Source organism: Paracoccus methylovorus (assembly GCF_016919705.1).
In the GTDB taxonomy this organism is placed as follows: Bacteria; Pseudomonadota; Alphaproteobacteria; order Rhodobacterales; family Rhodobacteraceae; genus Paracoccus; species Paracoccus methylovorus.
Genome location: NZ_CP070368.1, coordinates 154,204 through 180,200, shown reverse-complemented (window position 1 = coordinate 180,200; position 25,997 = coordinate 154,204). Strand labels below are relative to the sequence as shown.

The 25,997-nt window shown below is 61.5% G+C and carries 26 protein-coding genes; 9 read left to right on the top strand and 17 right to left on the bottom strand.

Features of this window, described 5'->3' with window-relative positions:
• Positions 1-260: 260 nt before the first annotated feature.
• Both JWJ88_RS00860 and glpK read right to left on the bottom strand, forming a co-directional pair.
• Positions 261-1,400 (bottom strand): iron-containing alcohol dehydrogenase, encoded by a 1,140-nt coding sequence (locus JWJ88_RS00860; protein ID WP_205294239.1) that lies wholly within the window; start codon positions 1,398-1,400, stop codon positions 261-263.
• Positions 1,397-2,884 (bottom strand): glycerol kinase GlpK, encoded by a 1,488-nt coding sequence (gene glpK, locus JWJ88_RS00855; RefSeq protein WP_205294238.1) that lies wholly within the window; start codon positions 2,882-2,884, stop codon positions 1,397-1,399. The genes JWJ88_RS00860 and glpK overlap by 4 nt, the downstream gene beginning before the upstream one ends.
• 186 nt (positions 2,885-3,070) lie before the next feature.
• Here glpK and JWJ88_RS00850 point away from each other — a divergent pair, with 186 nt between their 5' ends.
• Positions 3,071-3,844 (top strand): DeoR/GlpR family DNA-binding transcription regulator, encoded by a 774-nt coding sequence (locus JWJ88_RS00850; protein WP_205294237.1) that lies wholly within the window; start codon positions 3,071-3,073, stop codon positions 3,842-3,844.
• A 3-nt stretch (positions 3,845-3,847) separates the two neighbouring features.
• Here JWJ88_RS00850 and kynU read toward each other — a convergent pair whose 3' ends face one another.
• The 13 genes from kynU to JWJ88_RS00785 form a co-directional block, all read right to left on the bottom strand.
• On the bottom strand, positions 3,848-5,092 hold the full coding sequence (gene kynU / locus JWJ88_RS00845; RefSeq protein ID WP_205294236.1) for a kynureninase: 1,245 nt from the start codon (positions 5,090-5,092) through the stop codon (positions 3,848-3,850).
• A gap of 105 nt (positions 5,093-5,197) precedes the next feature.
• Positions 5,198-5,467 carry an I78 family peptidase inhibitor gene (locus tag JWJ88_RS00840; protein WP_205294235.1) on the bottom strand — a complete coding sequence of 90 codons (270 nt, stop codon included), beginning with the start codon at positions 5,465-5,467 and terminating at the stop codon, positions 5,198-5,200.
• A gap of 12 nt (positions 5,468-5,479) precedes the next feature.
• Entirely contained in the window at positions 5,480-5,818 is a 339-nt protein-coding gene (locus tag JWJ88_RS00835) for a hypothetical protein (protein ID WP_205294234.1), read from the bottom strand.
• Positions 5,819-5,938: 120 nt separating this feature from the next.
• On the bottom strand, positions 5,939-6,592 hold the full coding sequence (locus tag JWJ88_RS00830) for a TetR/AcrR family transcriptional regulator (protein WP_205294233.1): 654 nt from the start codon (positions 6,590-6,592) through the stop codon (positions 5,939-5,941).
• Between the two features lie 702 nt (positions 6,593-7,294).
• Complete coding sequence (locus JWJ88_RS00825) at positions 7,295-7,681, bottom strand: hypothetical protein (protein WP_205294232.1); 387 nt, start codon at positions 7,679-7,681, stop codon at positions 7,295-7,297.
• Positions 7,678-8,784, bottom strand: a complete 1,107-nt coding sequence (gene flhB, locus JWJ88_RS00820) for a flagellar type III secretion system protein FlhB (protein ID WP_205294231.1) — start codon at positions 8,782-8,784, stop codon at positions 7,678-7,680. The genes JWJ88_RS00825 and flhB overlap by 4 nt, the downstream gene beginning before the upstream one ends.
• Positions 8,781-9,539: a flagellar biosynthetic protein FliR gene (locus tag JWJ88_RS00815; protein WP_205294230.1), complete on the bottom strand. Its 759-nt coding sequence runs from the start codon at positions 9,537-9,539 to the stop codon at positions 8,781-8,783. The genes flhB and JWJ88_RS00815 overlap by 4 nt, the downstream gene beginning before the upstream one ends.
• Positions 9,536-11,623 (bottom strand): flagellar biosynthesis protein FlhA, encoded by a 2,088-nt coding sequence (locus JWJ88_RS00810; RefSeq protein ID WP_205294229.1) that lies wholly within the window; start codon positions 11,621-11,623, stop codon positions 9,536-9,538. Before JWJ88_RS00810 ends, JWJ88_RS00815 begins: the two co-directional genes overlap by 4 nt.
• Positions 11,620-11,892 carry a hypothetical protein gene (locus JWJ88_RS00805; protein WP_205294228.1) on the bottom strand — a complete coding sequence of 91 codons (273 nt, stop codon included), beginning with the start codon at positions 11,890-11,892 and terminating at the stop codon, positions 11,620-11,622. Before JWJ88_RS00805 ends, JWJ88_RS00810 begins: the two co-directional genes overlap by 4 nt.
• Positions 11,889-12,755, bottom strand: coding sequence for a flagellar motor stator protein MotA (gene motA, locus JWJ88_RS00800; protein ID WP_205294227.1), 867 nt, complete (start codon positions 12,753-12,755; stop codon positions 11,889-11,891). Before motA ends, JWJ88_RS00805 begins: the two co-directional genes overlap by 4 nt.
• Before the next feature lie 9 nt (positions 12,756-12,764).
• On the bottom strand, positions 12,765-13,271 hold the full coding sequence (locus tag JWJ88_RS00795; RefSeq protein WP_240200168.1) for a MotE family protein: 507 nt from the start codon (positions 13,269-13,271) through the stop codon (positions 12,765-12,767).
• 28 nt (positions 13,272-13,299) lie between these two features.
• Positions 13,300-13,647 carry a hypothetical protein gene (locus JWJ88_RS00790; protein ID WP_205294225.1) on the bottom strand — a complete coding sequence of 116 codons (348 nt, stop codon included), beginning with the start codon at positions 13,645-13,647 and terminating at the stop codon, positions 13,300-13,302.
• A complete protein-coding gene (locus tag JWJ88_RS00785) occupies positions 13,644-14,120 on the bottom strand; it encodes a flagellar basal body-associated FliL family protein (protein ID WP_205294224.1) in 477 nt (158 codons plus the stop codon). Before JWJ88_RS00785 ends, JWJ88_RS00790 begins: the two co-directional genes overlap by 4 nt.
• Positions 14,121-14,234: 114 nt before the next feature.
• Here JWJ88_RS00785 and fliF point away from each other — a divergent pair, with 114 nt between their 5' ends.
• The 7 genes from fliF to JWJ88_RS00750 all read left to right on the top strand — a co-directional run bounded on the left by fliF (position 14,235) and on the right by JWJ88_RS00750 (position 22,803).
• Entirely contained in the window at positions 14,235-15,797 is a 1,563-nt protein-coding gene (gene fliF / locus JWJ88_RS00780) for a flagellar basal-body MS-ring/collar protein FliF (RefSeq protein WP_205294223.1), read from the top strand.
• Entirely contained in the window at positions 15,794-16,354 is a 561-nt protein-coding gene (locus tag JWJ88_RS00775) for a hypothetical protein (protein WP_205294222.1), read from the top strand. Before fliF ends, JWJ88_RS00775 begins: the two co-directional genes overlap by 4 nt.
• 2 nt (positions 16,355-16,356) lie before the next feature.
• Positions 16,357-16,614, top strand: coding sequence for a FliM/FliN family flagellar motor switch protein (locus tag JWJ88_RS00770; RefSeq protein ID WP_205294221.1), 258 nt, complete (start codon positions 16,357-16,359; stop codon positions 16,612-16,614).
• A gap of 47 nt (positions 16,615-16,661) precedes the next feature.
• Positions 16,662-17,336, top strand: a complete 675-nt coding sequence (gene fliP / locus JWJ88_RS00765; protein WP_205295085.1) for a flagellar type III secretion system pore protein FliP — start codon at positions 16,662-16,664, stop codon at positions 17,334-17,336.
• Between the two features lie 66 nt (positions 17,337-17,402).
• Positions 17,403-18,614, top strand: coding sequence for an efflux RND transporter periplasmic adaptor subunit (locus JWJ88_RS00760; protein WP_240200166.1), 1,212 nt, complete (start codon positions 17,403-17,405; stop codon positions 18,612-18,614).
• Positions 18,611-19,711, top strand: a complete 1,101-nt coding sequence (locus JWJ88_RS00755) for an efflux RND transporter periplasmic adaptor subunit (RefSeq protein ID WP_205294220.1) — start codon at positions 18,611-18,613, stop codon at positions 19,709-19,711. Before JWJ88_RS00760 ends, JWJ88_RS00755 begins: the two co-directional genes overlap by 4 nt.
• On the top strand, positions 19,708-22,803 hold the full coding sequence (locus tag JWJ88_RS00750; RefSeq protein ID WP_205294219.1) for an efflux RND transporter permease subunit: 3,096 nt from the start codon (positions 19,708-19,710) through the stop codon (positions 22,801-22,803). Before JWJ88_RS00755 ends, JWJ88_RS00750 begins: the two co-directional genes overlap by 4 nt.
• 143 nt (positions 22,804-22,946) lie before the next feature.
• On the opposite strand, the gene recQ is transcribed toward JWJ88_RS00750, so the two are convergent.
• Complete coding sequence (gene recQ, locus JWJ88_RS00745; RefSeq protein ID WP_205294218.1) at positions 22,947-24,980, bottom strand: DNA helicase RecQ; 2,034 nt, start codon at positions 24,978-24,980, stop codon at positions 22,947-22,949.
• 2 nt (positions 24,981-24,982) lie between these two features.
• The gene (locus JWJ88_RS00740) at positions 24,983-25,276 is read right to left on the bottom strand and encodes a YggT family protein (protein ID WP_205294217.1); all 294 of its coding nucleotides are present in this window, start codon (positions 25,274-25,276) and stop codon (positions 24,983-24,985) included.
• A gap of 145 nt (positions 25,277-25,421) precedes the next feature.
• Here JWJ88_RS00740 and JWJ88_RS00735 point away from each other — a divergent pair, with 145 nt between their 5' ends.
• Entirely contained in the window at positions 25,422-25,994 is a 573-nt protein-coding gene (locus JWJ88_RS00735) for an acyl-CoA thioesterase (protein ID WP_205294216.1), read from the top strand.
• Positions 25,995-25,997 lie beyond the last annotated feature (3 nt).

The window sequence follows — 25,997 nt, the reverse complement described above, 5'->3', positions numbered from 1 at the left end:
GTGACTTGAACGGCATGGGCCAATCGTCCCGCTCGCGGATAGCGCAGGCGCCGGCATGCACAAGCCCCAATTCTTTGGGCCTGTCCGTCCCTGCTTTGCCTCTATCCCCGTTGATGCCTTTTTCCAACTGCTTGCCGCCAGGGTCAGCCGCTATTGCGACAAGGCGGCGTGGTTTTGCGACGCCTGTGCAATCCGCGCCGGCCAACGGATGGTTTGCAACCAGTCCGGCCCTGAAAAAACGCAGTCCCGCACCGCCGGCATTAGCCTGCCGCGCGCAAGACCTTGCACAGTTGCGGGACCGTGACCGCAAAGGGATTGCCCTTCATCGAGGAACTGGCCAGCGAGGCCTCGGCCACCGCCTCGTGCCGGGCTGGGTCCAGCCCCTGCGCGATCAGGCCCGGCAAGCCCGCCTCGCGCGCCCATTGGGCCAGCGCCTGCGGGGCCTCGGCCGCGTCGCAGCCAAGGATGCCGGCGATCTCGCGGCAGACCTCGTTGATGCGACCGGTATCAGGGGCATGATCGCGGTTCATCGCCAGAACCGGCCCCAGCAAAGCGCCGCAGATCGCGCCATGCGCGGCCGGTGTCACGCCGCCGATCACGCCGGCAAGCCCATGCACCGCGCCCAATCCGCCATTGGCCAGTGCAATGCCGCCCGAAAGGCTGACCCATGCCAGCAGATCGCGCGCGCCCTCATCCTCAGCCCGCATTAGTCGGACCAGCGCCCCAAGACCCAAGCCAATGGCCGGGCGGGTGAGTGCATCGGTAAAGGGCGTGGCGCGGGCCGAGACATAAGGCTCGATCACCTGCGCCAGCGCATCAAGGCCAGAGGCCAGAGTCACCGCACGCGGGCAATGATCGGTCAGCGCCGGATCGACAATGGCAAGGCGCGGCAGCATCCGTTCATCCCGGATCGAGACCTTGCGGCCATGTCGAGGCAGGCCGATCACCGCGTTGCGCGTGGCCTCGGCCCCGGTGCCGGCAGTGGTGGGCAACGCGATATAGGGCAAGGGCGGCGCAGCCAGCGGCAGGCCGCGGCCCACAACCTCAAGATGATCCATGATCCCGCCCGGCGCCGGGATCAGTGCCGCCAGAGCCTTGCCCAGATCCAACGCCGCGCCACCGCCAAGTGCCACGACCCAGTCGGCGCCGAACCCCTTGGCACGCGATAGCGCGTCTTCCAGCATGGGCAAGGTTGGCTCGGTCGCGCAGGCAATGGTCGTGACCTCGGCCCCCTGCTCGCGCAGGGCATCAAGCAGCCAGAGGGCACGGGTGGGGGTCGCGCCATGCACCAGGACGCCGCGTCGGCCATGGGCGCAGATCAAGGCCGGCGCCTTCTGCGCCTCACTGCGTCCGAAAATCACCCGCCCCGGTAAGGCAAAGGAAAACGGCGCCGCGGTCATGCCGCCCCCATGGTTGCGTTCACAGCTTTTTTCCAGCGGATGTAACGCGCCTCGCGTTCAGGCTGCGGCATGGCGGGTTCAAAGCGGCGCTCCAGCGCCCAGTCGCGGGCGAATTCCTCGGGCTCTGGGCAAAGCCCCGCTCCAAGCCCCGCGAGATAGCCCGCGCCAAGCGCCGTCGTCTCGGTCACGCGCGGGCGATCCACAGGCGCGCCAAGGATGTCGGCCAGAAACTGCATCGTCCAGTCGCTTGCCGCCATGCCGCCATCGACGCGCAACACGCCCGCAGCCGCGTCAGGCCAGTCCGCCCGCATCGCTTCAAGAAGGTCGCGGGTCTGAAAACCCACACTTTCCAGCGCCGCACGGGCAAACTCCGCCGGACCCGAGCTCCGCGTCAGCCCGAATACCGCGCCCCGGCAGTCGGGTCGCCAATAGGGCGCGCCAAGCCCGGTAAACGCCGGCACCAGAACCAGCTCTTGCGTGCGATCCGCAGCCTCGGCCAGCCCCTGCGTCTCGGCCGCGTTGCGGATCAGCCGCAGCCCGTCGCGCAGCCATTGCACGACCGCGCCTGCGATAAAAATCGAACCCTCAAGGGCATAGGTCGTCCGCCCGCCCAGCCGATAAGCGATGGTCGTCAACAGCCGGTTGGTCGAAGGCACCATCTGCCCACCTGTGTTCAACAGTGCGAAACAGCCCGTGCCATAGGTCGATTTCATCATCCCGGGCACAAAGCAGGCCTGACCCACTGTCGCCGCCTGCTGGTCGCCCGCCACCCCCAGGATCGGGATCTCGCGCCCGAACAGATCGGCGCGGGTCTTGCCGTAATCGTCGGCACAGTCCCTGACCTCGGGCAAAAGCGCCATGGGGATGTCCAGAAGCGCGCAGATATCTTCGTCCCAGCGGTTCGTGGCGATATTGAAAAGCAGCGTCCGGGCGGCATTGGTGGCGTCCGTGGCATGCACCTTGCCGCCCGTCAGGTTCCAGATCAGCCAGCTATCGACCGTGCCAAAGGCCAGTTCGCCGCGCTTGGCGCGATCCCGTGCGCTGTCGATATTGTCGAGCAACCATTTCACCTTGCTGCCAGAGAAATAAGGGTCCAGCAGCAGCCCGGTGCGGGCGGCGATCATCGGCTCATGCCCCTCGGCCCGCAGTTGCTCGCACATCCCGGCGGTGCGACGGTCCTGCCAGACGATGGCGCGATGCAAGGGCTGGCCGGTCTTGCGGTCCCAGATCAGCGTCGTCTCGCGCTGGTTGGTGATGCCGATGGCGGCGATGTCGCCGGCATGGAGCCCGGCCTTTTCAATCGCCGCGCGCGCCACACCCGCCACGCTGACCCAAAGGTCCGAGGCGGCGTGCTCGACCCAGCCAGAGGCCGGGAAATGCTGCGCAAACTCACTTTGCGCCGAGGCCAGCGGCGTCAGCTTCGCATCAAAGATGATGGCGCGGGACGACGTCGTGCCCTGATCGATGGCAAGGATATGGGTCATGGCAACCTGCTGTCTTGCGATGATCCGAAGGCTGCACCGGGGCAAACAGCCGGTCAAGCCGCTTTCGTTTCCAAGCAGGCTTGCGGTAATCCGAACATCAGCGACGATCCCTTGCCCGATAAGGGAACACTTGCGCGCAGGGATGGTTTGCCTAGATTGATTGGGTCAAGCCAAAGGAGAGCGCCCTTGGCCCTCAGCATACGCCAAAGCGAAATCCTGGAACTCGCCCGCTCCGAGGGGCGCGTGCTGGTCGATGACCTTGCACAGCGCTTCGACGTGACGTTGCAAACCATCCGCCGCGATCTGGGCGAGATGGCCGGGGCCGGCCTGCTGGACCGCGTGCATGGCGGCGCGGTGCCCCGTGCGGGCGTGGTCAACCTGGGTTACGAGGCAAGGCGGCGCATGAATGCCGAGGCCAAGGCGGCGATAGGCGCAGCCTGCGCGGCCGAGATCCCGGACAATTGCAGCCTGATCCTGAACCTTGGCACCACCACCGAAGCGGTGGCTCAGGCGCTGATCCATCATTCCAACATCACCGTCGTCACCAACAATATGAATGTCGCCAATATCCTGCTGGCCAACCCCGGCTGCGAGATCATGGTGGCGGGCGGTGCGTTGCGGCGTTCGGACGGCGGGTTGGTGGGCGAGCTGACGACGCAGTTCTTTGAACAATTCAAGGTGGATTACGCGGTCATCGGCACCTCGGCGCTGGACCATGACGGCGATCTGCTGGACTTTGATCTGGCCGAAGTGAGGGTCAGCCGGGCCATCCTGCGCCAGTCACGCCGCGCCTTTCTGGTCACGGACCATTCCAAGATCGGCCGCCCTGCCCCGGCCCGTATCGCCAGCCTGTCCGAACTGGACACCATCTTTACCGACCAGCCGCTGCCCGAAGATCTGGCCCAACGCTGCGCGGAATGGCGCACCGACGTGCGGCTCTGCCCACCGGCGGATGGCTAGGCTTCAGGTCACGGCGGCCTGCACGGCAAAGCGCGGGTCCTTCCAGCTTTCGCTTTTCAAAACCTCCTCCAGCACCTCGACCGCGCGCAACACATCGACATAGCGCAGATAAAGCGGCGTGAAGCCGAAGCGCAGCGTCGAGGGCGCACGGAAGTCGCCGATCACCCCTCGCGAAATCAGCGCCTGCATCACCTGCCAGGCATGGTCGTGACGAAAGGACACCTGACTGCCGCGCCGCGCACCCTCGCGCGGGCTTTCCAGCGCCAACCCGAATCCGGCGCAGCGCGCCTCGACCAGTTGGATGAACAGATCGGCCAAGGCCACGCTTTTCGCCCGCAGCTCACCCATGTCCACCCCGTCCCAGACCGCCAGCGCCCCTTTGAGCGCCCGCATCGACAGGATGGGCTGGGTTCCGCATTGAAAGCGGCGGATGCCGCCGTCGCCCTCATAACCCGTCTCGAAGGCAAAGGGCCGGGCATGCCCCCACCATCCGCTAAGCGGCTGGCGCGCCTGTCCCAGATGGCGATGCGCGGCATAAACGAACGCAGGCGAGCCCGGCCCGCCGTTCAGATATTTGTAGGTGCAGCCCACCGCAAAATCGACCCCGGCGGCATCCAGTTCCACCGGCAAGGCGCCGGCCGAGTGGCAAAGGTCCCAGACCGCGATGGCGCCCGCCTCATGGATACGAGCGGTCAACGCGGCCATATCGCGCAACTCACCGGTTTTATAGTTCACATGGTTGACCAGCACGGCGGCGACATCGGGGGTCAGCATGTCCTCGATCGTCGGGCCGTCCACCCCCTCCAGCCGCAATTGCGCGCCGGGCAAGGTCGAGACCACCCCTTCGGCAATGTAAAGATCGGTCGGGAAACTGCCGCTTTCCGCAACGATAACATTGCGTCCGGGCCGCAGCCCCATGGCGGAGTGCAGCACCTTGTAGACATTCACCGAGGTGGTGTCCGCCACCACGACCTGCCCCGGCGCCGCACCGATAAGCGTGCCGATGCGATCCCCCAGTTCGACTGGCAAATCGAACCATCCCGCCGTGTTCCAGCTGCGGATCAGCTCACCACCCCATTCGTCACGGGCGGCGCGCATCAATTCCTCTTGTGCGGCGTGGGTCGGAACACCCAGCGAGTTGCCGTCCAGATAAACCTCGTCCGGCGACAGGATGAAGGCGTCGCGCAAGGCACGCAACGGATCCTGTGCATCCATCGTCTCGATCGCGGCACGGTCGGGAAGGGTCATGATGTGTCCTTGGCTGTTCGTCCGGGCAGCGTTGGGATGCCTTAGACCGCGCAAACTGACCGGGGCGGCTGATACCGCACCCCGGTCACTGTTTCAATGACGGTTTCAATAACAGCCGATCTTGGCGATCCGGCCATCCTCGCCGATCTCAAAGTTGATGCGGTTGGCGTTGAAATCCATCGTCACCGGGTCGCGCGGGCCGATGATGCGCGTGCCGGGCGGCAAAGTCATCTTCTCCAGAACCTGACGCGGCTGACCGACCAGACCGTTGAACGTGGCGGCCTTACAAACGTCAGGCTGCGGTTGCTCTGGCGGTTGCACCTCGACACAGGCGCCCAGCAAGCAAAGGGGCATGCACAGAAGAAGTCGTCTCATTTCGCACCTCCATTAGCCGCAATCGATATTGTAGATGTTGCCCGCGGCATCCAGCCGGAAGACGATACGCAGCGGATCGTATTCCTGCGGCTCGATACCGCGATATTCGACGACGCGAAAATCGCGGGACACGCCCAGACCCGGGATGATGCTGCCGGGCTGACCAAGGGCCGAAACATAGTCCTTGGCATGGCAAGCGTCGGGTTCGCGCGATTCCAGCCCGCTGAGGCCGGCAACCGGAGTGGGCGGCAGCGGCGCGACGGCGGGAACCGGATCAGGCGCGGACTGATAGGCCGGCGCGCATGCGGCAAGGGGAGCAAGGGCAAGAAACGCGATCAGGGCTCGGGTCATCAGGCAATCATCCAGTAAGGGAATTTCCGACGTGGCATCATAAAGGTGCGCCAGGAAAATGAGAAGCCGCCCACTGAGAAATGCGGCAAGGCGTTGCAGCGGAACCGCGCCGGCTTGGCCCTATTCGGCCATTTCAGCCACATCGGCCAGCGACGCTTGGCCAGTGCCGTAACAAGACAGGAACATTGCCACCGCACTGTGGTTCACCCTGCGCAAAAGATCCTTATCCACGGATTTCGGGCCCAAAAACAACGCGCGGTCTCGGATGGTGACCCCGGCCAGTTCGATAAGTTGATCGGCCGCCAGTTCCAGATCGGGAATGTTCAATTCCTCGCGCTGGACACAGCGTTCCAGATAGCCAATCAGTTGCTGGCGCAAAAGTGCCGGCCCAGATTCGTAATATTCTTGCGCCAGCGAGGGGAAACGCTCGGCCTCGCCCACGCTGACCCTGAAGATGCGCAGCCCGAATTCCGAAATCATATGCGCCGAAATGATCTGCACGATAAAGGGCAGAACCTGCCCGACCGGCAGGTCGACCTCGATCAGGGCGCTGGCATCCGTGGCCTCGCGGGCAAGCTCGTTACGAAAAACCTCTATAAACATGACGCGCTTGTCGGGGAAATAGCTATAGAGGGTCGCCTTGGACACGCCGGCCTCGCGGGCGATGTCGTCTACGCTTGCGCCCTCAAATCCATCGCGCAGAAAGATCGTACGGGCACCCTCCAGCACCTGTAGGAACTTGCGGCCACGCGTTATGGGAAGAGTCTTAGGCATCCACGAGAACCCCCTCATTACTCCCTAACTTGCCCCGCTCAACCACCGGGGCGGAACTCAAACACCAAAACGCCGACGCAAACAAAGGTATTTTATTCATAGAGGGAAACCAGATTCGTTGCAAAGCATCTGCGCGATGAAGTCCAATATGTCTAAACTCTTACACTTGATTGGCGCAGCACTCCCGGCGGTTCAATAGAGAATCGTCAGCCCCATAGCGGCCTTGTGACGCGGGCAGCAAAAAAAAGAACAGGTGGCTTTTCGGACAGGCCCCCCGCCACGCACACTGCGACCGCATCGGAAAAACGCAGAATGACGCCGGAAAATTCCGGGACGGTTGCGGGCGGCTTTCGCGATTCGAGAGACCCAGCGTTAGTTTCGTGGCGGGAAAAACAGCCGCAGTTCAGGCAACAAACCATGCAGCATTTCCGCCTTTCTGCCACAATTGGCGTGGCCCAGGCGCAGGGCATCATTGGGGTGGAAAAGCCCGTCACGCCAAGAGTAACGACAGACCGAGTGCCGCACCCCTAACAGAACCGAGCCATGGGCCCCACCCGACGGATCGCCGGCAGAAACTTACGCCGTTCCGACCCATGCCTGCGTCTAAAACACGGCCCCGGACCTAAGGCAGTCCCTGCTTCGTCCGGCACTCGCTAGCGGGGACAGTATCCATCGACAACCATCTTGCGCCACTTTATACCCTCATTTGTCACCTCGTCTTATCCTGTCCTTCCTAATCTGCGCAGCCAGATTCTTTCGCAGCGAATGCACGGCCTCACCCCGGCCAAATTCGCGCGCGGCTGCCTGCCGGGCCAGTTCATAGCCGGGCAAGATTCGGGCAAGCTCCTCTTCGGCGGCCAGCAAGGCCCGGCTGCGTTCGCCCGCCATGGCATTCGTCATCCGCGCCTCGGCAATCGAGAACGGCTGATCCGCGCGATAGGTTGTCTCAAGCTCGGCTTCCAACTGACCGATCCGATGACGCACCGCCTCGACCTGAGCGCGAAAGGCTGCAAGGCGACGCATTTCCACATCCGCCTTCAACCGGGCGATTCGTTCCAATCCGGCGAGCGCATCGCGATTGCGGGTCATGCCTTCCTCTTCTGTCGGGGCGGAGCCCCCCAGCCCTCGCGCACTTTCTTACGCATTGCCTCGGCAAAGCGGATGGCAGCGGCAACCGGGGCGAAGTGTTCGGCGCTGATCTCTTGCCCGATATCAACCGTGGCATGCAATGCGCGTGCGCAGGGTGGGTCGGACCAGATGGGCACCTGATGATCCTGCGCGCGCTCGCGGATGCGGCGGGCGGTATCGTCCACCCCTTTTGCCAAACAAACCGGAGCCCGGCCGCTGCCGCGTTTCCATTCCAGCGCCACCGCGTAATGCGTGGGGTTAACGATGATCACATCTGCTTTTTGCACATCTGCCAGCATGGTACTGAGGACGATATCCACGCCTTTTTGCCTGCGCGCGGCTCTCAGATGCGGATCGCCTTCGTTTTCCTTGTATTCGTCCTGCATCTCTTGCCGCGACATGCGATGCCGCTTTAGGTATTCCAGACGCTTCCAGAGCAGGTCGATCACGGCGAAAACTGCCCCAATCCCCATCGCCAACAGCACTGCCCGGCGCAAAATTAGCCCCAACCCCTCGACCCATTGAAGGTCCTGCATGGCGCCCGAAATCATCAGCCAGGACAAAAGCGAGGTGTAAAGAAACCAACCGCCCAAGCCGACCAGCAGCGCCTTGACCAGCGAGATCGCGAAGGTGACCAGCCCACTTTTGCCGAATTTCTGTGCAGCGTTCTTGATCGGGTTGATGCGTTTTGGATCGGGCAGCAGCTTCTTGGGCGTCCACACGATAGAACGCTGTGCAACCATGCCCAAGATGATCGGCAATGCCATAATCGCCACACCCGCCACGGTAGCCAGCCCGGCATGGCCCGCCAAGGCGCGCGCCAGATCGGTAACCACACGCCCTTCAGCAAGGGGCCAAGGTTCACTTCCCAAGGCACGTGAAGCCATACGAAGCCATGCCGGTACCGCCCAATTCATCCCAAACAGCGCCGCAAGCCAAAAGCCCAAATACATCAGTGCCGATTGCAGCTCGGTAGAGCGCGGAACGTCACCTTCCTGCCGCGCCTTGCGAAGCTTGCTTTCAGAGGGGTCAAACGGCTTGTCGTCGTTATTTTCCTGGCTCATCGCAGAAGTGTTCCTGTCATGACGAAAACCGCATCGGCCCAGACTGAAAGGATCGAGGGTGCCAGTACGACAAGGGCCAGCAGCGCCAACAAAATCGCGCCCGGCGCGGCGATAAAGATCACCGGCAGCGTCGGCATGACCTTGCTGATCATCCCCGACAAAGCCTGAAACAGAAAACCGCCCAAGATGAACGGACCCGCCAGCAGCATAGCCAAAACAAAGCTCTGTCGGACCAAGGAAACCGCGCTTGGCAAAACCCCGGAAATCTGTGGCCAAGCGCCAATGGGCCGCAGCACCAAGCTTTCGCGCAACAGTTCACAGACGAGAATCGGAAACCCCAAAGCCATCAGGACGGCCAACCCGGCCAGGTGCAAAAGGTTACCGATCGGATGCGGAGAATATTCATTGGCAGCACCGATCAGCTGCGACAGCGACGCGGTGGCGGCAATAGTCGTCGCAGCAATGTCCAGCGCAGCCACAAACAGTCGTACAAGCCCGCCCAGTGCAAGCCCCGACAGGATCTCGGATCCCGACAAAACAGCAAGGTGCAGCAAACTGCCTATTTCGCCCACGGATTGCGTATATTCAGCCACAACAAGCGTGACCGCGGTGGCCAGTGCGGCGCGGACCCGGACGGGCATAGCTCGTTCGGAAAATACCGGCAGCATCAGAAAGCACGCCTGCACCCTGCAATAGGTCAGTAAAAGCGTAGCGAGCATAGCTGTCGTACGCGGATCCGCGAGCAACTGCATCATGGGCTGACCGTTCCTCGCAATCTTACCTGAGCGGCTGGATCTATCTCATCGAGTCCTAAAACCGGTGTGGCGATCCCCGCCGAAGACAGCATCATGCGCACCAGACGCCTTCGATGATCGGGCACCGCAAGAACCACCTCAAGGGCGGGAGGTAATTCGCTCAAAGTGGCCTGCATGGCATCAGACAGCCGTTTTTGGATCTGTGGGACAACATTGGCCCCAATCCTTGTGCCTTCCGCTTCGGCGCGGGCGATCTCAGCTTCCCATTGGGGATGCAGTTGCAGCAGCTCAAGATACCCTTCCTGGTTCAGGAATTGCTCGGTGATCTGCCCGCGAAGCCGCTTGCGCACCTGTTCATAGGCAGCTTCAGGGCTGGCGGCATTGCGGGCTTCGTGCACGGCATCGGTAATCAGCACCAGATTGCGGATCGAGACCCGCTCTTCCAGTAGTCCGCGCAGCACGGCAAGCAGCAATTCCGGCGTCACTTTGTCCGGCACCATGCTGTCGAAGAACCGCTGGTTAAGCTGGGCGCGATGTTCGTCCGTAACATTGCACAACTCGCGGATCATGCGTTGCATTGACGACATAGTCAAAAGCGCGGGCAGGTTAGTCTTGACCACCTCCATCAAATGGGTGGACAGCACCTCCATCGGGGTTACGACAGTCGCACCGGCAATCGCCGCGTCGTCTTGTGATTCCGGTGTAATCCACCGCGCCATGCTACCGTAGACCGGCTCGCTTACATTTTCGCCTGCCAGCCCCTCAAGCGTGGATTCCGCACCCAGCGCCAACACTCCCTGCGGCCGCAGGATACCCTTTCCGCGTACGACCCCCTGTAGTCGAATGACATATTCGCCGTCTTGGAAACCGGTTCCGTCGGTGATGCGGACGTCAGGCAGAATCAGCCCGTAGGCGCGCGCGATATGCAGCCGCAGATTGGTAATGCGCTGGCCCAGTCCCCGCACCGGGTCAAGCGCGCTGAGGATCAGGCCCGCGCCAATCTCGACGCAGATCTCATCGGTATCCAGCACATCGCCAATACGTGTTTGCATCGAGGCAGGGGCTTGAGGTTCGGGAAGAACGGCATCCTCCGAGATCGCTTTTCCCTGCCGAAGGCTGATGAACCAAGCCGACGCACCCAGCACCGCAGCCAAGCTGAAAAAGACCAATGTCGGCATGCCGGGGACCAGCCCGATAAGCACCATCCCAACCGCGCAGATAAACGGTACCTGCCAATTGCTTAGGAACTGCTGCGACAAAAGATCGGCAGTCGTCTCGGTGGCACCGCCCCGGGATAAAAGCAGCGCCGCCGCCATCGAAGTGATAAGTGCGGGGATCTGGCTGACCAGCCCGTCGCCGATGGTCAATTTAGAATACGTGTCCATTGCCTCGCTCAAGGGCATGCCATGCAACACTACGCCTGCAGCCAGGCCTACGAACAAGTTGATCAACGTGATGACTAAGCCGGCGATCGCATCGCCTTTGACAAATTTCGAGGCACCATCCAGCGAGCCAAAAAAGCTGATCTCACGCTGTTCGCGGGCGCGCCGGCGCTTGGCTTCATCGTGATCGATAGCACCCGAGTTCAGGTCGCCATCGATAGCAAGCTGCTTGCCCGGCAATGAATCGAGCGCGAACCGGGCCGAAACCTCGGCCATGCGGCCCGATCCCTTGGTGATAACCATAAAGTTCACCACCGTGATCACAGCAAAGACCGTGAGCCCTACCAAAAGCGAGCCACCAGCCACAAAGTCCGCAAAAGCCTCGATAACATGGCCGGCGGCGGCGGTGCCGTTCTGGCCATCGGTCAGGATCAGACGGGTCGACGAGATATTGAGCGACAGCCTGATAAGCAGCGACACCAGCAACAGGACTGGAAAGGCTTGGAAGTCCGTGGGTTTTTCTACCAATGAGGACATCACGAGGATCAGGGCCGCGCTGGCGATGGAAAGCGCAATCCCCAGATCCAGCACACGCGCCGGCATCGGAATGACCATGGACAGCACGATCAACAGCAAAACCCCAGTAATAATCAATGGCCGAATCGCCCAGCCAGATCCAGGTGTGGTCTCGGCAATGCTCATTCCTGGGCTCCTTGAGTTGCGGCGGGTGCAAGCAGACGCTCGATACTCCAACCTGGACCGGTCAGCATGCCCGACCGCCTCAGAAAAATCAGAACCTCTATCCGATCAGACGGTGAAAGCCTGATCAGCCGGTCATTGAGATCCGGCGGCAACGGTTCACCATTAAGCAGCCGATCGGTTGCATCGCGGATCAGACCGTCGCGGGACGGCATGCTATCCCCGGCAGGCTCAGCAGCAAGCGCAGCAGAAAGGATCAGCACTGCAATCACGACGCCCTCTTCAGCTCGCGCAACGAGCTCTCAAGATCGCCAAACGCGGGACGGATATGTTCCGGAGCGGACTGCCGCCCAACCTCGACACAGAGATTGGTCGCATGCTGATGCAGGCCCGCAACCAGCACGGATTTGATCACGTCGTAAAAAGCCTGATCCTGCTTGGTCACCGCGTTAAGTCGCTGGGCAAACGGGGCCACAATCCCATAGGCTAGGAAAACCCCAAGAAATGTGCCGACAAGGGCGCCGCCAATCATTTTTCCCAGCACCTCAGGCGGCTGGTCGATCGAGCTCATGGTCTTGATCACGCCCAGAACAGCAGCAACAATTCCCAGTGCGGGCAGCGCATCGGCCATGTTCTGCAAAGCATGCGGCGCGTGCATCGCTTCTTTGTTTATCAGACCGATGCGTTGAGAGAGCATCTCTTCGACCTGGTAAGGGTCATCGTAGTTCAGGCTGGCCGAACGCAGCGTGTCAGTAATCAAAGCCACGACATGTTCATCAGCCAAGATCCTTGGATAAACCTGAAAGATGGGCGAGGCCTCAGGGTTTTCTATATGCTCCTCCAATTCGACAGGACTGGTGCGGACAATCCGCAACAACCGAAACAGCAGACAAAGCACATCCTGCACATCAGTTTCATGCCAGCGGGGCCCTTTCAGCGAGCGACCCACCCCCGTCAGCGCCTGTCTTATCACAGTCATCTCGTTCGAAAGCAGAAACGAACCTATCGCAGCCCCCCCAATAATCATAAGCTCAAAGGGCAGCGAATATAGAATAATATCCAGATTTCCACCTGCCAGGCTATATCCGCCAAAGACCATCAAAAATGTCAAAACAATACCGATCACACCAAACATGTATTCCACCTATTTCCCGGCAGCCCTGAGGGCACCCATATATGAGGTCAGCACCGCAGCATGGCCCGGTTCTACCGACGTCATAATCCGTGCGCCAGTTTCCGGTTGAACGCGAGCTAGAATTTGCGCGGCGAAATCCGGGGGCAAGTTTGACAAAACCATAGCTGCCTGCTCGGGCTTCATCTGGTCGTAGACCGCAATCAACCGTGCTATATCTTCACTTTGCACTTGGCTCTGGCCTTGATTCCCCAGCGTGACCTGTTGCTTCAACTTTCGTAATTCAATTAACTTTTCAGTTAATTGTTTTTCTGCAAATGATATCTCGGCCTTCCGCCGCTCGACTTCTTGCATATATCGGTCAATGCGCAAGGCACGCTCGCGTAGCGTCTCGGCCAAAGCCACTGCTTCCGGAACGTCAGTGCAGCCTGCCATCAGTGCCGAAGGTTCCGCATTGGCCGATAGCCGCGAAAACCCGTCCGCTAGCATCACCGCCTGACCCGCAGCTGCCAGGATCATCACGCCCCCCAGGACTGACAGGATCTGCCTACGCATCGGCCACCGCTTCTTCACGCCGCCGCTTGCGTTGCACACGGGTAGGTCGCGGCAACCCCGTCTCGGCGAATTTCTGCTGCAGCATCCAAAATGCGCGTTCTTGCTTGGCGCGCTCAATCTCCTCGGAAAGCGCCTGCGTTGCGCTGATTGCTTCGAATTTGGCAAACAAGATGGATTTTTCCAGCCGACCGATCTCACTGGTCATGACAGCAATGGCACCACCCAAGCCGGTTTCCAGATCGTTGAGCTTGCGCAAACGCCGCGCGAGCACGAAGCAAAACCCCGACAACCCAATAGTAAAGGCAATCAAAGAAAGTTGTGAAATCTGCGCCATCGTCATTGTATTCTGAACTCCGTAATGAGGATATCGGTAAATGCCTCCTTACCAAGGACGAAGATCGCGCAGGTCGCCAACTCATCCCGAATGATATCCAATATTCCGCGTTTCTCAAAAGCCGTACTGTCGATATCTGCAAGAAAGCCATTGAAACTATCAAGCAGACGTGGGGTCAGATACTCGATTGCAGCCCGATGGCTACGGTCGGTTTCGATCTTGATCGACATCACCAAGATCCGCGGATTTGGTCCGGCCAGTGTCAATACAATCTGGGGAACATCCACAAAATCGATAACCGACGCAGTACTGTCCCCAATCTTTTCCCCTTGTAGTACAAAAAACGACAAGGGCGACCAGAAACCCAAATAAGTTGAGGTAAAGCCGCCCACTCCCAGAATCAGACCTAGTCCCAGCGGTAACAGGATACGGCCGACGCCAGATTTCTCTTTCGTATTCATATTGGCGATATCGGTCATGGTGATTCTCCATCCGTTCGGGATCTGGATACCACCTGCGGGCTAACCAATTCTTAATCGCCCCCATGCCATGAAGATCTCGACAAAGACGACGGCGATTCGAAGGGGGCAGGTTTGCTGAAGCTGCAGGACTACTGGCGCGAGCGAAGCGCAAGACAGAAAGCAATGCTGTTAGCTGCTTTTCTGCTCACATTCGCAGCTATTGCCGGGCTTTCACTGATGGCCAGTCGACCCGGCATGGCGCTGCTTTATTCCGGCCTTGATCCGCAGCAGTCCGGCGCAGTCATGGCCGCTGTCGAGAAATCCGGTGTCTCATATGAGATCCGGGGTGATTCGATTTGGGTTGCAAAAAGCCGCCGGGACGAATTGCGCATGACGCTGGCCGGCGAGGGGCTGCCCTCGGCCGCAGGGGTGGGTTATGAGATTCTCGACGGCATGTCGGGCTTCGGTACGACCTCACAAATGTTCGATGCCGCCTATTGGCGTGCCAAAGAGGGCGAACTGGCGCGCACGATCCTGGCCTTGCCGAACGTCAAGGCGGCACGTGTACATCTGGCCGTCCCAAATGGCCGGGGCTACAGACGAGAAGCCGAGGCAACTGCCTCGGTCACGCTGACCACTGACGGCACACCAATCAATCATAGCCAAGCTAGGGCATTGAAATTTTTAGTTTCATCTGGAGTATCAGGTATGTCCGCGGATCGGGTGGCGGTGATCGACAGCGAGCGCGGCGTTATTTCATCGGGTGAGGAATTTTCCGGCGAAACCCGCGAGGCCGGGATGAAACGCAATGTCGAACGCATTCTGGCCGCACATGTCGGCCACGGCAATGCCATCGTTGAGTTGCACCTGGACGTGGTCAACGAATCCGAACTGCTGACCGAACAGCGTTTCGACCCCCAGGAACGCGCGCTGATTTCCCAGGAAAGTGAAGAATCCGCCGATCAAAGCACCAATTCCCAGCAAGGGGTCGTGACGGCGGCCTCAAACCTGCCTGAGGGGCAGGACAGCACCGGCGATCAAAGCCGCTCCTCGCGGTCGGAAACCCGTCAGCGTTCGAATTTTGAGGTCAGCAAGGTTACACGCGAAGTGACGCGTCAGCCCGGCGCAACCCGGCGCCTAACGGTCGCCGTGCTGGTTAACGGTATCGCCCAAACGGGTGCAAACGACGAAACCACCCTTATGCCCCGCGACGAGGCTGAGCTTCAGGCAATCCGCGAACTGGTTGCCTCGGCCGTAGGGTTCGACGAGGCGCGCGGCGACGCAATCACGGTGAAATCGCTACCCTTCGCTTCGCTTTCCGAGGCCGGAACACTGGCAAGCACCGGGAACATGCTGTCACGGGTGGACCTGAACGGGCTGATCCGTATCGCTCTGGTCGGCTTTTTCGCACTGGCTCTCGCAGCATTCCTGTTACGGCCGCTGCTAAGATGGAAAGGCAACCCAAACCAAGACATGCTGGACATATCGGAACAGCCACCGGCACTTGAGGCATTCAAGCCTGAAGGCGCACCGGTACAAGCCGTTACCGATATCGTACCCGAAATCGACTTCGCACCAATCGGCGCAAACGACGGAGACCCGGTTGGGCGGCTCAAGGAGTTGATGAAATCACGCAAGGATGAAAGCCTGAAAATCCTGTCAGGCTGGATCGAGAAACGTGAGGATGCCGTATGAGTCCCACCGTGCTTCGCCTCGACTCATTTTCCTCGGGCTCTACGGGGACCCACCGGCAGGCCGTCACTATCCAGCGCGAAGAGGCCTTTCAGCACGGTTACGAGAAAGGCTTGGGCGAAGGCCGCGAGCTCAGCCTTGATGCCTTGACCAAGGCACTGGCAGACCTTCGCCAGAAAATGCTCACCGACCATGAAAAAGAGAGCAGGCTGCGCAAGCACATCCTCAGCACTCTGGCTCCGGTTTTACATGCCATTGTCGACGTGTTGGGTCAATGTTCGGAGAAGGAACGCCTAAGGGCTGCACTGACCGACGAGGCGGCACGGATCGTGGAACACGCGCCGAATCAGGTCTTGATTGTCCGATGCCCTTCAGACCTGCATCCGGACATCGCCGATTGCCTCACCAGTGCGCGATTTCCAGATGTGCGGATCGAACACCTTCCGGCTGAACTGGACATGATCGAGCTGGTTGCGGACCAAGGTACGATTACTTTTCGCCCCTCGCTTGTCGACGCTGAACTGAAGGCCATCATTAACGACATCAATCCCGAGGACTGATCATGGACAATCTCGCAAACCTGATAGCAACCGACGAGATTCAGGTAGAAATCACTATCCGTCTGGGCGGCACGCAACTCACCGTCGCCGAGCTTTCCCGTCTGCGCCCCGACGATATCCTTACCTTGGATCAGGATATTTCAGACGGTGTCGGGATCTGCGTCGGCGACAAAGTTATTGCACGGGGTGAACTCGTCTCGGGCGATGAAACCGATAATCGGCTTTGCGTCCGCATCCTTGGCCAGGCCAACACGCCGTGATCAGGCTGGCCTTTATTCTTGCGATACTGATCCAGCCTCAGGCGGGGATGGCACAGGATCTTCCGCTGATTGACACGGCAGGTCTTGACGTGATCGCCGGGGGAGTGGGGCGACATTCGATTGTGCTTCTAGCGGCAATGACCGCGCTGTCACTGGCACCAGGCATTGCCATCATGGTTACCTGCTTTCCCTTTATCGTGACCGTGCTGTCGATCCTACGTCAGTCTCTGGGGTTACAGCAATCGCCACCAAACATGCTGATCGTTAGTCTGGCCATGTTCCTTACCTGGTTCGTGATGAGCCCGGTGCTGACCGAAGCCTGGGATGTCGCGGGCGCACCGCTGCGTGACGGCCGGATCACGATCACGCAGGCGTTCGAGCTGGGCATCGTACCCTTCCGCGGCTTCATGGAGCATCGTACAGACCCCCAGATGATAGCAGCTCTTGCCGATGTCGCACCCGTTGCAGACACTGCGCCGGACCGGCTGTCAGTGCTGATTCCGGCCTTCATGCTTAGCGAGATTCAGCGTGCCTTCGAAATTGGTTTTCTGGTCGCACTCCCCTTCCTTATCATTGATCTGGTAGTTTCCGCCGTATTGATGTCCATGGGGATGATGATGTTGCCGCCAGTTGTGGTGGCCCTGCCCTTCAAGCTGGCGTTCTTTGTCGTTGTTGACGGTTGGGGCATGATTGCCGCCGCGCTGGTGCGAAGTTATCAATAGCAAGCCGTTACGTCGCGCTATTCGGCCCCAAAACGCCGAAAGCGTTATTGGCGGCGGCTCTGTCGCTTGACAGAATGCCGCATTTGTTTGGTGCAGGCCAACGGCCACTGGGCCGGATGCCTCTGTAAGGTCATACTGATCAGGGTCTTTTCAGGAGCAGCAAATTTGAGCATCCGATCGGAAACAGGTGACAGGTCAGACGACGGAACACCCACGCCAGCCCTGATCGTGCTAATCCTTGCACTGCTTTTCACAGTCCCGCCAGCTTGGGCCCAGACACCCTTGCGGGTAGAGTTCGTGCAAGTCGAAATGACGGAATTGGCCTTTGACGTTGCCCTAACCGGAACCATCCATGCCAAGGACAGCGTCGATATAGGCTTTCGACTGGGGGGACGCGTCACCGAAGTCCTGGTGCGCGAAGGCGACCGGGTCACCCAAGGACAAGCGCTCGCGCGAACCGACCCGCTGCAGCAAGAGCAAGCGCTGCATGTGGCGCAGGCAGGTGTCGCGTCCAGCGAGGCTGCTGAAGCGCAAGCGAGTCAGGCACTTCAACGGGCTGATTCGATGTTCAAGCGCGGCGTGGGCACGCGCGCGGCACTTGATGCGGCAAGCCAGGCCCTGTCGGCCGCCAGCGGCGGGCTTGCGCAGGCACGCACATCCTTGGATCAGGCACAGCGGGCGTTGGAGGATACAGTGATTCGCGCGCCTAATGATGCCATAGTCACGGCCCGCAAAGCCGAGCCGGGACAGATCGTCGGGGCGGCGCAGGCGGTGATCTCCTTGGCTTCGGCTACGGGACGCGAGGCGGTATTTCAAACACCCGACACACCGCTGCTGCGCGACGCAACCGGCGCACCGGTGACTCTGACGGGGATAGACTTTCCAGATCTTCACATGAGCGCACAAGTTTCGGAAATTGCGCCCTTGGTAGATCCTGCCACCGGCTCAGTCACCGTACGGGCCGAGATCGACAACGCTCCACCCGGCGCCGACCTGCTGGGTGCAGCCGTGCGGGGATCGGTGCATTTCACTGCCGGCAGCGGTATAGCGGTGCCCTGGACAGCCCTGACATCGATAGACACAAAGCCCGCTGTATGGCTGGTGGGTGACGACAACCGTGTCTCGCTGGCGCCGGTTCAGATCGAGCGGTTCACCAATGGTACCGTAATCCTCAGCGCCGGACTGCAGCCGGGGCAAACCGTGGTTGGGGCGGGGTCGCAGATGCTCTATCCCGGCCGCCAGGTCATGAACGCATCTGTATCGACGAGGCCGGAATGATACGCAAGGTTTCGGTTTCAGCCCTGCTGATCCTGTTCGCACTGGCTGGCGGTGCGACCGGCTTCTCGTTGCCCTGGCAGAAAGCCGAATCGCAGGCCGCCCCCCCTCCGCGCCCTGTGGTCAGCATCCTTGTCACCGATACCGAGGCGGCCAGTCATTCCATCCCCGGCGTGATCGCCGCTCGGATCGAGGTTGCGCTGGGTTTCCAGACCCTTGGCCGGGTGACGGCGCGCAACGTGGATATCGGCGATGTCGTCCAGGAAGGCCAGGTTCTGGCCGCCCTCAACCCCGACGATCTGCAAGGCGATGTCCGTGCCGCACAGGCCGCGGTCGAGGCGGCGCAGGTTGAACTGAGCACCGCCCAAGCCACGGCCGAGCGCACCCGGGCGCTGACCCAGCGCAATGTGGCCTCGACCGCACAATTGGAACAGGCCGAGCGCGCATATGCCACGGCACAGGCCGCCGTGCAGCAGGCGCAATCCGAGTTGATCCGCGCCCGGGACGCCGAAGGCTTTGCCGAGATGCGCGCGCCCTTCGATGGCGTAATCAGCGCGGTTTTCGTCAATGCCGGGGCCGTTGTCAGCGCAGGAGAGCCGGTGCTGCAGCTTTCGACCCGCGACGGGATCGAAGCGGTGATCGACTTGCCGGACATGATGCGCGCGCGCATCAACCAAGGCGACCCCTATGAGGTGTGGACGGAAAACGAACCGGGGCGCGTCCTGACGGCCTCGGTTTCGCAGATCGAACCGGTGGCGGATGCAGCGACCCGGACGCGGCGCGTCCATCTTGCGCTTGGCCAAGATGCCGATTTCCGCCTGGGGGCATTGGTGCGCGCCCGACCCGCAGGTGCAACCGCCGCCCGGTTGGTCCTGCCTTTGGCCGCCATCCTTGATCGGGACGGCAGTGAATATGTCTGGGTGGTCACCCGCGAGGGCGGTCAGGGCATAATCACCCTGCGTCCCGTCCAGACGCTCGGCCCTCCGATCGGTGGCCGCGTCACCGTCACCTCGGGCCTGTCGCCGGGTGAAGAGGTGGTAATCCGCGGCATTCAATCCCTAAGCGAGGGGCAATCGGTGGGGCAAAGTGTGACACCATGACTCCAGGCCGCTTCAACCTTTCCGATTGGGCGCTGCACCACCGTTCCCTGGTGTGGTTCCTGTTGATCGTCTCGATGGTGGCGGGCACGCTGGGTTACCTGCGCCTTGGCCGGGAAGAGGATCCGAATTTCACCGTCAAGATCATGGTGATCAGCGCTTCGCTGCCCGGCGCCACCATCGAGGACACGCTGAATCAGGTCACGACGCGAATCGAGACCAAACTGGAGGAACTGGACGAGCTGAAGTTTACCCGCTCGGTCACCATGCCGGGCCAGTCCGTGGTTTATCTGGAACTGGATCCCACGATCCGCGGGGCGCATGTACCCGAGGTCTGGAAGCGGGTCCGAAACATGATGTCCGACATTCGTCCAGAGTTTCCGCAGGAATTTCAGGGATTTCAGTTCAACGACGATTTCGGCGACGTGTTCGGCAACATCTACGCCTTCACCTCGGACGGCTTCACCCAACGCGAATTGCGCGACCGGGTCGAAAATATCCGCAAGCAAGTCCAGGCGCTGCCCATGGCGGGCAAGACCATGCTTCTGGGGGTCCGCAAAGAGCAGATCTATCTGGAGTTTTCCTCGGCGCGACTGGCGGCATTGGGCCTTAACCACAACCAGGTCGTCCAGACGCTGGCGTTGCAAAACGCGATATCACCCTCGGGTATTGTGCAGGCCGGGCCTGAACAGGTGCTGGTGCGCGTGGGAGGACAGTTCGACGACGCGGAGTCAATCGCTGCGGTAAATCTTCGGGTCGGCGACCGATTCTTCAACATCGGCGATGTGGCAACCGTGCAGCGGGGCTATGAGGACCCACCAAGCGCATTGTTCCGCTATAACGGCAAGGAAGCCATCGGACTGCAAATCGGCATGCGCGAGGGCGGAAATATCCTGGAATTCGGCCAGCAGATCAATGCGCTGATGTCGGGGGTGGCGCTCAGCCTGCCCATCGGGATCGAGATGGTCAAGTTCGCCGACCAACCGCATGTCGTGGACGAGGCGGTCGGTCATTTCGTCCAGGCGCTGGCCGAGGCGGTGGCGATCGTCCTGCTGGTCAGCTTTGTCAGTCTGGGGTTGCGGGCCGGTTTCGTGGTCACTCTGACCATTCCGCTGGTGTTGGCGATCACCTTCGTAATCATGGACATTTACGGCATCACGCTACAGCGGATTTCATTGGGCGCGCTGATTATCGCACTGGGCCTGCTGGTCGATGACGCCATGATCGCCATCGAGACGATGATCTCGCGTCTCGAGGTCGGAGACAGCCGCGAACGCGCCGCCAGCTATGCCTGGACTTCCATCGCCTTCCCGATGCTGACGGGCACCCTGGTCACTGTGGCAGGTTTCATTCCCATCGGGCTGAACAGTTCGGCGGCCGGCGAGTTCACCTTTTCGCTGTTCGTGGTGATCGCCGTCTCGCTGATCGTCAGCTGGATCGTTGCCGTGTTGTTCGCACCGCTTCTGGGCGTCACCCTGCTGCCCGCGAAGATGGCGCATAAATCCGAACGACCAAGTTGGCTCAGGCGGCAATTCCACGGCCTGCTTATATGGGGCATGCGGCATAAATGGCTGACCATCGCGATCACGCTGGCAGTCTTTGCGGCTTCCGTGCTGGGAATGCGTTTCGTCGAGCAGCAGTTCTTCCCGACATCCGACCGGACAGAGATCATCGTGGACGTGACCGAACGTGCCAATGCCTCGATAGCCAAGACCAATGACAGCATGTCCCGGATCGAAGCAATGCTAGCCGAAGAACAGGACGCCCTGTTCTGGACCACCTATGTCGGCCGGGGCGCACCGCGATTCATTCTGTCGATGGATGTGCCGACCCCCGGTCCCTATATGGGCCAGATCGTGATCCAGACACCGGATCTGGCTGCGCGCGACCGGCTCAAGGCGCGGTTGATCGAATTCGCCGGGCAAGAGCTGATCGGCACCGATATCTACGTCAAGAACCTTGAAATCGGGCCGCCGGTCGGCAAACCGGTGCAATACCGCGTCTCGTCCCCCGATCTGGATCAGGCGCGCGACGCGGCACGCGAACTGGCCGCGGTGCTGGCGACCGAGCCGCGGTTGCGCGATATCGCTCTGGACTGGAACGAACCCGCGCGCGTCGTCCGGCTTCAGGTCAATCAGGATCAGGCCCGCAGGCTGGGCCTGACCAATGAGGACATTTCAGGCGCGCTGGCGGGTACGTTCAACGGCCGCTCTATCACCCAGTTGCGCGACGGCATCTTTCTGATCGATGTCATCGCACGGGGGTCGCAAGCGGATCGGGAATCGCTGGAATCGATCCAGAACCTGCAATTGGCCACGCCGACGGGCACACCCATCCCGCTCGCCTCGCTGGCCAAGCTGGAATACGATACCGAGCAGCCGCTTATCATGCAGCGGGACGGCATGCCGACGGTGACCGTCAAGGCCGATATCGCCAGCAAGGACCAGCCCGCCACGCTGGTCGAGGCGTTGGCCGGAAGGGTTGCACAGTTTCAGGCCGGCTTGCCGCCCGGCGTCACGGTTGTTGTCGGCGGCACTGTCGAAACCTCTGCCGAAAGCCAGCAGCCGATAGCAGCCGTGGTCCCGATCATGCTGCTCATCATGGCAACGCTGGTCATGGTGCAGATGCAAAGCTTCCGGCTGTCGCTCATCGTCTTTGCCGCGGCACCTTTGGGGTTGATCGGCGTGGTCGCAGTACTTCTGCCGTTCGGCGTGCCCATGGGCTTTGTCGCCATCCTGGGCATTCTGGCACTGATTGGGATCCTGATCCGCAACTCGGTCATCCTGGTGCATGAGATCCAGGTGCTGATCGCCAAGGGCCATTCGAAATGGAACGCCGTCTTCGAAGCCTCGGACAGCCGGGCCCGCCCGATCCTGTTGACCGCGGCAGCGGCCAGCCTTGCGCTGATCCCGATTTCGCGGCAGGTTTTCTGGGGACCGATGGCTTTCGCCATGATGGGTGGGATCATCGCCGGTACGCTGGTCACGCTGATCTTCGTCCCGGCACTTTACTGCGCGGTGTTCGGTGTCCGCCCGCCCGAAGGCGATCCCATACCCAGCGCCGAGGACCGTATTCGTGCCGCCGCACAGGAATAGGATCGCCCGCGCAAACCCGCGGATCACAAGGCCGCAAAAGGATCGCCACGAAAAGATCGGGCTTATCACCTGCTGAACCGCAGATATCGCCGCTTTTCGGACGGGCGACCGGCCTGTGATCCACCTCGGGGTTTCAGCCGTCCTCAGGCCTCGGAGTCGTCTGCGATCTCGGCGGTAAAGGCCGCGCCGAACCGGTGAAACCGAGGCTCATCCAGATAGCGTGACAGGTCCCGGGGCCGATCCTGCGCGATACGGCGCAGGGCTGAACTGCTGACGGAAAGCGGCTTCTCGGTCCCGTCCTCGCCCCGGGCCAGACGGCTCTGCACCTCGGCCAGACGGTCGAACAGGTCCCCTGCGGCCCGCCCGGCCAAGGCGCGACGGGCAGGGTGCATGGGCGTCACCTCGCCGGCGATGACGCGCAGGAATTCCTCGCCATAGCTTTCCAGCTTTTTCGCACCAACGCCATTCACGCGCGCCATCTCGTCCAGCGTGCCCGGGCGGGTCTGGGCCATCTCGATCAGGGTGCGGTCGGGAAAGATCACATAGGCCGGCACGCGCGCCGCCTCGGCCAGCGCCCGGCGCTTGGCCTTAAGGGCCGAAAGCAGCGGCGCGTCCTCTTCATCGACCGAGGCGCGGACGACCACGGCAGGCCGGGCACGACTGACCAGATCACGGCGCAGCGTGATACGCTCTTCCCCGCGCAGCACGGGATGGGCGGCGGCGGTAATGGCCAACCCGCCATGGCGCTCGGGGTCGGGGCGGATCAGGTCGCGGCCCAGCATCTGGCGAACGACCGCCTGCCATTGCGGCTTCGACAGGTCGCGACCGACACCAAATGTCGGCAGCCGATCATGGCCGCGCTGACCGATACGGTCGGTCATGGTGCCGGTCAGCACGTCGATCACATGACCCGCGCCATAGGTCTGGCCGGTGCGCAGAATGGCCGAAAGCACCTTTTGCACCGCCTCTGTCGCGTCGAAACACTCGGGCGGAGCGTCGCAGATGTCGCAATTCCCGCAGGGCACAGCGGTTTCCCCGAAATAGCCCAGCAAAGCGACGCGCCGGCATCCGGTCGCCTCGGCCAGCCCCAGCAGCGCATTCAGCCGGGCATGATCAGCGGCCTTGCGTTCGGGCGGGGCCAGCCCCTCGTCGATCTGCCCCCGACGCAAGCGGATGTCGTCGGGGCCGTAAAGCGTCAGCGTCTCGGCAGGGGCACCATCGCGGCCGCCACGGCCGATCTCTTGATAATAGGCCTCGATCGACTTGGGCAGGTCCGCATGCGCGACCCAGCGAATGTCGGGCTTGTCGATGCCCATGCCAAAAGCGACCGTGGCCACCACGATCAGCCCATCCTCGCGCTGGAACCGCGCCTCGACCTCGCGGCGGGCCTCACCCTCCATACCGCCATGATAGGCGGTCGCGGCCAGACCCGACTGGTTCAGCGCGGCTGCCAATGCCTCGGTCTTGGCGCGGGTGCCGCAATAGACGATGCCCGACTGTCCGCGCCGGGCGGCGGCGAAATCGAGGATCTGCCGGCGCGGTCCGTCCTTGGGCTGGAAGGCCAGATGGATATTCGGCCGATCAAAGCCGCGCAGGAATATCTGTGGTTGCGTGCCGTCGAACAGCCGCGCCACGATCTCGTCGCGGGTCTCGGCATCGGCGGTGGCGGTAAAGGCGGCCAAGGGCACGCGCAGCGCCCGGCGCAACTCGCCAACCCGCAGATAATCGGGGCGGAAGTCATGCCCCCACTGGCTGACGCAATGCGCCTCGTCCACGGCGATGGCCTGCACCCCGGCGCGGCGCAGCATCGGCACGGTCGCCCCGGACACCAGCCGCTCGGGCGCCATGTAAAGCAGTCGCAGTTCGCGCGCATTCAGCGCCCGCATCACCTCGGCGTTCTCGTCCTCGGAATTGCCGCTGGTCAGGGCGGCGGCAGCGACGCCCGCTTCGGTCAATGCACGGACCTGATCGCGCATCAGGGCGATCAGCGGCGAAATCACCACCGTCAGCCCGTCCCGTATCAGTGCGGGCAGTTGATAGCACAGCGACTTGCCGCCGCCGGTCGGCATGATCGCCAGCACGTCGCGGCCGGCCGCGACGGCATCCACGATCTCTTCCTGCCCCGGCCGAAAGGCGTCGAAGCCGAAGACCTGCCGCAGAAGGGGGGCGGCCGACACCCCTAAAAGCCGTAAAAGAAGCCGGCGTTATTGGCGAGCGCGCGTTGCAGGATGATGATGATGATGAAAACCACCAACGGCGCCAGATCCAGCCCGCCGGTATTCGGCAGGATCGAGCGCACCGGCCCATAGATCGGTTCCAGCAGCCGGTTCAGCCCGCTCCAGATCTGCCAGATCAACGGTTGGCGCAGGTTAAGCACCTGAAAGTTGATGAGCCATGACATGATGATATGGACGATCATCACGAACCAGACGACGTCGAGTACCAGCATCAAGGCGTAGTGAAGCGTGCCCATTCCATTCCCTTTTGGCTGTCCCCGGACAGGTAAGCCAGCCGTCCCGCTTGCGCAAGTCGCAGCGTGCCGGTCGCAGCGTTCCGATTGACGGCCCCGTTGCCGGCCGCTAGCCCCGCTGCGTTGCCCAAGGCAGGAGAGGCCGCCGATGTATCCCATGCTCCGCTTTGCCAAGGAGATGCTGAAATACCGCCGCGCACCACGGCTTGGGGTGCTGGATGCGCATGTCTCGACCCATCGCTGCTGGCCTTGGGATCTCGACCCCTGGATCGAGCTGAACAACGGCCGCACGCTGACGCTTTACGACCTTGGCCGTTTGCCGATGGCGGTCAGGACCGGCATCATCGACACGATGCGGGAAAATCGCTGGGGCATCACCGTGGCCGGCAACACCGTGCGTTATCGCCGGCGGATCAAGGCGTTCCAGCGCTTTACCATGGTTTCGCGCACCTTGGGCTGGGATGCGCGTTTTCTGTACATGGAGCAAAGCATGTGGCGCGACGGCGAGTGCTGCAACCATATGCTGCTGCGTGGCGCGATCACCTCGGACCAGGGCATCGTTGCGCCCGAGCGGCTGATGCAGGCGGCCGGGCGCGATACGCTCAGCCCCGAATTGCCGAATTGGGTGCGGGCCTGGATCGCAGCGGACGCCCAGCGGCCTTGGCCCCCCGTTTTACCGCCCATCGTGCCAACCGAGCGGAATCGAGACTTGCCAGCCTGAACC